We start from the raw sequence: 7473 nt of genomic DNA, 5'->3' as shown, positions 1-7473 counted from the left end.
CTATATGTATATGTAATTATGTAATAATTTGAAAGGATGACTTTTTTATAATGAATAACGCAGATAAAACAATGGACAAAATCGTAGCGCTTTGTAAAGGCAGAGGCTATGTGTACCCAGGCAGTGAAATTTACGGAGGTCTTGCAAACACTTGGGATTACGGTCCTCTCGGTGTTGAATTTAAGAACAACGTAAAAAAAGCTTGGTGGAAAAAGTTCATACAGGAATCAAAATATAATGTAGGTCTTGACTGTGCAATCCTTATGAACCCAGAAACATGGGTTGCGTCGGGTCACGTCGGCGGTTTCTCGGATCCTCTTATGGACTGTAAAGAATGTAAATCACGTCACAGAGCGGACAAGCTGATTGAAGACTTTGCACACGAAAAAGGTGAGGACATCACAGTTGACGGTTGGAGCAAAGAAAAGATGGTTGAATACATCACAGAAAATAACATTGTCTGCCCAAAATGCGGCAAGCAAAACTTTACTGATATTCGTGAATTTAACCTTATGTTCAAGACATTCCAAGGTGTTACGGAAGATTCTTCATCAGTAGTATATCTTCGTCCGGAAACTGCACAAGGTATTTTCGTAAACTTCAAAAACGTACAACGTACAAGCCGTAAAAAAGTACCTTTCGGCATCGGACAAATCGGTAAATCATTCAGAAACGAAATCACACCGGGTAACTTCACATTCCGTACAAGAGAATTTGAGCAAATGGAACTTGAATTTTTCTGTGCACCGGGTACAGACCTTGAGTGGCACGCATATTGGAAAGAATACTGTATGAATTTCTTACTTAACCTTGGTATAAGAAAGGAAAACTTGCGTTTCAGGGATCACTCACCTGAAGAACTTGCATTCTATTCAAATGCAACTGCCGATATTGAATTTGTATTCCCATTCGGTTGGGGTGAACTTTGGGGTATTGCAGACAGAACCGATTATGACTTAAAGCAACATATGGAACACAGCGGTGAAAGTATGGAATATATGGACCCAATCACAAACGAAAAATACGTTCCGTATTGTATTGAGCCGTCACTTGGTGCAGACAGAGTTGCACTTGCATTCCTTGTTGAAGCATATGACGAAGAAGAACTTGAGGGCGGCGACACAAGAGTTGTTATGCACTTGCATCCGGCGCTTGCACCGATAAAGGCTGCCTTTCTTCCGCTTTCAAAGAAACTTGACGAAGGTGCAACAGCTGTATACGAACAGCTTTCAAAGAAGTTCAACTGTGAATATGACAATGCCGGTTCAATCGGTAAGCGTTACAGAAGACAAGACGAAATCGGTACACCGTACTGTATCACATATGACTTCGATTCAGCAGAAGATAACTCGGTTACAGTCCGTGACAGAGATACAATGGAACAGCAAAGAATTAAGATTGACGAACTTGAAAAGTTCTTGGAAGATAAGTTAGAATTTTAATAATGTTGTTGGTGGGGGTAAATTGCTATGAAATTTGTTGATGAATTTAAAGATTTTATATCTCGCGGAAACGTAGTTGATATGGCAGTCGGCGTTGTTGTCGGCGGTGCATTTAAAAGCATTGTAGATTCACTCGTTGCCGACATTATCAACCCGGGTATTGCATACGTTGTATCTCTTATAACAGGCGCACTCAAAACAGCCGCTACAAGTACAGTCGGTGACACAAGTGCCGTTGAATCGGTTATGGATATGTCTAAATGGATAATTCCGGGTACATCAATAAATATCGGTAATTTCCTTTCGGCTATTATTAATTTCCTTATCCTTGCATTTATAATTTTCTGCGTAGTTAAGGGACTTAATAAACTAAATGATAAATTCAAAAAGAAAGTTGAGGAAGAAGTCACTCCTGCAGGTCCTACCCAAGAAGAACTTCTTGCCGAAATACGCGATTTGTTAAAAGACAAAGAATAATACAAAACCCAATCGAACGAAATTCGATTGGGTTTTCTTTTATTTTTCTATTTGCTTTACCTCTGCATACGGCTTCATATTTCCATTCCACACATATACATCTATACTGTCATATTCCGTATCACTCAAATCAACCTCCGCCGTCATATTATGTATATCAGGTGTCACAATCTTTTTAAGTTCATTACCTTTTCTGAACGCAACATACATCACTTCGTCATCTTCTTCAAAATTAAGCGATACGATAAGTTTGTTATCTTTTATTCCACACTCAATTTTATTGTTCATTAAAACAGTCGGCATTGGTGTGACTGTCGGAGCAGCCGTTGGTGTTGCCGTTGGACTTAGCGTCGGTGTCGGTACTGTCGTTGGTGTTGCTGTCGGTTTTACCGTTGGTGTTGCCGTTGGACTTGGTGTTACTGTCGGTGTCGGTACTGTCGTAGGCGTTGCTGTCGGTTTTACTGTTGGTGTTGCCGTTGGACTCAGTGTTGCTGTCGGTGTCGGTACTGTCGTAGGCGTTGCTGTCGGTTTTACTGTTGGTGTTGCCGTTGGACTCAGTGTTGCTGTCGGTGTTGCCGTTGGACTTGGCGTCGGTGTCGGCATAATTGCCTTAACCGCATTATACGCATTCAATCTTCCGCCGCTTATAACTTTACCTGTAAGTGCCGAAAGCTTGTCTGAACTCGAACACAAAGTTTCTTTAATTTTTTTTGCAGAAATATTCGGATTTACTGCACGCATTACCGCAACAGCACTTGCAACCATAGGTGTAGCCATAGAAGTTCCCGACATTGTTCCGTAACTGCTTGTCGGAATTGTACTGTAAATAACTGTACCCGGTGCTGCAATATCAACACTTGTTGCACCGTAATGCGACGTACTGCTGAGTTCATCACTGCTTGTCGTGTTTGCAACAGAAATTACATTGTCAAGGTCTTTTGTAAGTTGTGACGGATACACTGCCACTTTGTCATTATCCGCTTGCGGTGTACTTGTCGCAATATTTCCCGCCGCAATAGCAAAGAATATATCCGGCACCGCCTCAATCGCCGATTTAACGATACTCACCGAAGTACTTCCCCAACCTGCACCGCCAAAACTGCAATTAATAATATTTATATCATTCTTTTTCGCGTAATTAATCCCTTCTATTATATAAGATAAAGTACTTTTACCACTGCTGTTAAAAATCTTTATTGATGCGATTTTGGCATTACGTGCAACAGACGCCACACCCTTGGAATTGTCGGTCACCGCACTCACAATACCTGCAACGTGGACGCCGTGATTACTCACATATGACACATCACCGTTACTGTCACCGCAATTCCAACCATATATGTCATCAATATATCCGTTACCGTCATTATCAATGCCGTCACCGACAATTTCTCTCGTATTCACCCATATATTATCAATTAAATCCTCGTGATTTGTCTGTATACCCGAATCCATAACTCCGACAGTCACATCAGAGCAATCAATATCAAAATCCCAAAGCTTTTTTGCACCGATTAAATCAAGCACAGCTTGTTTTCCGTTTTGATAGTACGTGTCATTAGGTTCGGAAAACTCATATACATTGTAGTTAGGCTCTGCATATTCAATATTCGGCATAGCCTTTAACTTTTCAATCGTATCTATAACATTTTCACGGCTCGGATTTTCCAAATCAAGTACATATATAATAGGCTCTGTTTTATCAGAAAACAAACTGATACTGCTTGCATCGTCACCGAAAATACATTTTGCATCACTGATATTCAATTCTTCAAACGGGTCTGAACACATTGAAACAGCATCGGTAATCTGCGGTTTTAACTGCACAAGCACACTTCCGTAATCAAAATCCAACCCGTCATATTCATCTGCATAAACATTAATCCCCAGCCACATCATAGCCAATAATACGGCAAAAAATATATATCTGAATTTTTTCATAACCATAGCTCCGTTTTTCAAATTGCTTTAATTTCAGTATATCACTCAATTTTTATAAAGTCAATTTAAACCTCGTTTTTCGCTTGACTTTTTTGTTTTACTATGGTAAAATATTAAGGTACTTTTGGAGAAGTATCGAAGCGGTCATAACGGGGCGCACTCGAAATGCGTTTGCCTTAACAGGCACGTGGGTTCGAATCCCACCTTCTCCGCCAAAGAGAATGCTGATTTTTAATCCGCATTCTTTTTTTACTATGTGAATTTTTATAAAGGAGTAAAACAATGCAGACAGAAGAAAAACAAATGAAGATGAGTTATCTTATAAAGCGCTTTGTACCGTATTTCAAAAAATACAAATGGATACTGATACTCGATCTAATCTGTGCGTCACTGACAACGGTTTGTGAGCTTGTATTCCCAATGCTCGTGCGTTACATAACAAATATGGGTATCAATAACATAGCAGGATTAACCGTCGGAATAATCTTAAAAATAGGACTTTTCTATCTGATTTTAAGAATAATCGACTCTGCGGCAAATTTCTATATGGCTGACACAGGACATATTATGGGAGCAAAAATCGAAACAGATATGCGCCGTGACTTATTCGCACACCTTGAAACGTTTTCACATTCATACTTTGCCGAACACAAAGTCGGACAAATTATGGCACGAATAACAAGTGACTTGTTTGATATAACAGAATTTGCACACCACTGCCCCGAAGAATTTTTCATCGCCGCACTGAAAATAATCGTTTCATTTATAATTCTTTGCGGAGTAAACGTACCGCTTACGGTTATTGTGTTCGCATCACTTCCGCTTATATTCTGCTTTGTAAAATTCTTTAATACGCGTATGCGTAAAGCGTTCAAGAAACAGCGTAACCAAATCGGCGAAATTAATTCACAGGTTGAGGATACATTGCTCGGTATAAGAGTGGTAAAGTCATTTGCGACAGAAGAACTTGAAGCTGAAAAATTTGAGGACGGCAACAAAAAATTTCTTGATACAAAAAAACTCGGATATTTCTATATGGCAGGTTTTCAAACATCAAACAGAGCCTTTGAGGGTGTAATGTATTTGATAGTCGTTGTTGCGGGTGCGTTGTTTATGATTAACGGCAAAATCTCCCCTGCCGACCTTACCGCATATCTTTTGTATGTAAGCACGCTCCTTGCCACTTTGCGTACAATCATTCAATTTACCGAACAATTCCAACGCGGTATGACAGGTATTGAGCGTTTCCTTGAAATTATGGACGCACCTGCCGAAATAACAGAAAAAGAAAATGCCGACGAATTGAAAAATGTTCAAGGAAATATAACGTTTGAAAACGTCGGATTTCATTACAGTGACGATGACACAAACGTGCTGTCAAATATAAATCTTAACATCAAGAAAGGCGACAGCGTTGCACTTGTCGGTCCGTCAGGCGGCGGAAAAACAACGCTTTGTAACCTTATCCCACGTTTTTATGACGTCACAGAAGGACGTATTTTAATTGACGGCAAAGATATAAAAAACGTCACATTAAATTCGCTCCGAAATTCAATCGGTGTCGTTCAACAGGACGTTTACTTGTTCTCGGGAACGGTCTTTGAAAACATCGCTTACGGATTAAGCGGTGCAACACGCGAAGATGTTATAAACGCCGCCAAGCTTGCAGGCGCACATGAATTTATTTCAAACCTCGAAAACGGATATGACACATATGTCGGCGAACGTGGAGTTAAACTTTCGGGCGGTCAAAAGCAAAGAATAAGTATCGCAAGAGTATTCTTAAAAAATCCGCCTATACTTATTCTTGACGAAGCGACCTCCGCACTTGATAATGAAAGCGAAAAAATCGTGCAAGACTCACTCGAAAAACTTGCAAAAGGCAGAACAGTATTCACAATCGCCCATAGACTTACAACAATCCGTAACGCAAATATGATTCTTGTCCTCACCGAAAACGGTATCGAAGAACAAGGCACACACCAAGAATTGATTGATAAAAAAGGATTGTACTACAACCTATACAGTATGTACACCTCACTATAACAAACAAAAATGCGGTCTGTATGACCGCATTTTTTTATAGTAGTGGTGCTACTAACCTTATAATATGTCCTAAAAGCTTTGTGAAAATATTAAAATGTTTAACGTCCTCTAATGTAATCTTCTGCGACAATTCAAGCGTGTCTTTGAAATCACGTTCAATATCCATAACCGCCGGTACATTAAGCATATAAGCCGCACATTCATAGTGAAGATACAAACTTCTGTAATCGTGGTTTACCGTACCGACAATGGCTTTTTTACCGTCACTTATCGACATTTTCGCGTGAACAAAACCGGGTGTATATTCGTATATTTCTATACCTGCTTTCAAAAGTTCCTTATAATATGTTCTCGCAAGATAGAACGCATATTTCTTGTCAGGAATATGTGGCATTATAATCTTAACGTCAACGCCCCTTTGAGCCGCATACTTCATACACTCATACATCTCGTCATCAATAACAAGATACGGCGTCATTATATAAGTATATTCCGACGCATTGTTCAGATTATTTATATACGCACGCTTTCCGACATAAACTTCATCAAGCGGAGTATCGCCGAACGGTATTACAAATCCGTCCGTACTTACGGAATATTTTTTTGACGCTTGGATATATTCACCGCAATCCTCAATGTGTTCATCATTTACGTTCCACATTTCAAGAAACATCGCCGTAAATCCCGCGACCGCCTCGCCTCTGAGCATAAATCCCGTATCTTTCCAATGCCCGAAACGCATCTTTTCATTAATATATTCATCTGAAATATTTATCCCACCGCAAAACGCCACCGCACCGTCTATAACCATTATTTTTCTGTGGTCACGATTGTTTTGGTGAGTTGACAAAAGCGGTACAATCGGCGAAAATATACGACATTTAATCCCCTGCCTTTCAAGATATTCATTGTATTTTCGCGGAAGCGTCACGATACAGCCCATACCGTCATACATAACGCGAACTTCAACGCCCTGTTTAACTTTTTTCTTTAAAATTTCAAGAATTTCATTCCACATACGGCTCGTGTGATTTATAATAAAGAACTCCAAAAATATGAATTTTTCCGCTTTCAAAAGCTCCTTTTTCATATCCTCAAACATTCTCTCGCCTATGCTGTAATACTGTACACCCGTATTTGTGTAAGCAGGAGAACCGCCGTATTTCGATAAATACCTTGCAAATCCGTCCTGATTTTTATCGGTCTGATAAATATTTTTCATAACATCATTGTCTTGAACAAGATACTTTTTGTTTGCCTCTTGAATATTCTTGTAATCGTCACCTATATTCATTGACACTCCCTGTGCCCTTGTAAACAGATAAAACAAAGCACCGAATATAGGTATAATCGCAATAAGCGTTATCCACGTCATTTTAAAAGTAGATTCCTCTGTACGATTAATTTCAAATATTATAAGTACGGCACTCAAAACAGTCGAAAGACCGAACAAAACCTTTGAATAGTCGGAAATCCATATATACATTGCAACAAACGTAATGATATGCATTAAAAGCATTACCATTGCAACGAATTTGTGTGAATATAAAAGTGTGTAGATCTTTTT

At 39.4% G+C, this 7473-nt stretch carries 5 protein-coding genes and 1 tRNA gene; 4 read left to right on the top strand and 2 right to left on the bottom strand.

All coding sequences use genetic code 11. From position 1 onward, the window contains the following. The first annotated feature begins 50 nt into the window (after positions 1–50). On the top strand, positions 51–1442 hold the full coding sequence (locus ACLTU0_RS09680; protein WP_412322237.1) for a glycine--tRNA ligase: 1392 nt from the start codon (positions 51–53) through the stop codon (positions 1440–1442). Positions 1443–1469: 27 nt separating this feature from the next. After that, the gene (gene mscL / locus ACLTU0_RS09675; RefSeq protein WP_118446124.1) at positions 1470–1919 is read left to right on the top strand and encodes a large conductance mechanosensitive channel protein MscL; all 450 of its coding nucleotides are present in this window, start codon (positions 1470–1472) and stop codon (positions 1917–1919) included. Between the two features lie 39 nt (positions 1920–1958). On the opposite strand, the gene ACLTU0_RS09670 is transcribed toward mscL, so the two are convergent. Beyond that, a complete protein-coding gene (locus tag ACLTU0_RS09670) occupies positions 1959–3860 on the bottom strand; it encodes a S8 family peptidase (RefSeq protein ID WP_412322236.1) in 1902 nt (633 codons plus the stop codon). A gap of 126 nt (positions 3861–3986) precedes the next feature. Between ACLTU0_RS09670 and ACLTU0_RS09665 the strand changes: the two genes are divergently transcribed. Together ACLTU0_RS09665 and ACLTU0_RS09660 are read left to right on the top strand one after the other, a co-directional pair. Next, positions 3987–4075 (top strand) — tRNA-Ser (locus ACLTU0_RS09665). Positions 4076–4142: 67 nt separating this feature from the next. After that, positions 4143–5906, top strand: a complete 1764-nt coding sequence (locus ACLTU0_RS09660; protein WP_412322234.1) for an ABC transporter ATP-binding protein — start codon at positions 4143–4145, stop codon at positions 5904–5906. Positions 5907–5940: 34 nt separating this feature from the next. On the opposite strand, the gene cls is transcribed toward ACLTU0_RS09660, so the two are convergent. Further along, positions 5941–7473 (bottom strand): cardiolipin synthase (gene cls / locus ACLTU0_RS09655; protein WP_412322232.1); only part of this gene is annotated, 1533 nt, incomplete at its 5' end.

The sequence above is a fragment of the Hominilimicola sp. genome (genome assembly GCF_046972485.1).
Lineage (GTDB): Bacteria > Bacillota > Clostridia > UBA1381 > UBA1381 > Hominilimicola > Hominilimicola fabiformis.
This window is presented reverse-complemented; position numbering and strand designations above follow the sequence as displayed.

Coding starts and splice junctions, on each gene's coding strand:
- ACLTU0_RS09680 (WP_412322237.1), top strand. CDS start 51: ATGAATAACGCAGATAAAACAATGGACAAAATCGTAGCGCTTTGTAAA.
- mscL (WP_118446124.1), top strand. CDS start 1,470: ATGAAATTTGTTGATGAATTTAAAGATTTTATATCTCGCGGAAACGTA.
- ACLTU0_RS09670 (WP_412322236.1), bottom strand. CDS start 3,860: ATGAAAAAATTCAGATATATATTTTTTGCCGTATTATTGGCTATGATG.
- ACLTU0_RS09660 (WP_412322234.1), top strand. CDS start 4,143: ATGCAGACAGAAGAAAAACAAATGAAGATGAGTTATCTTATAAAGCGC.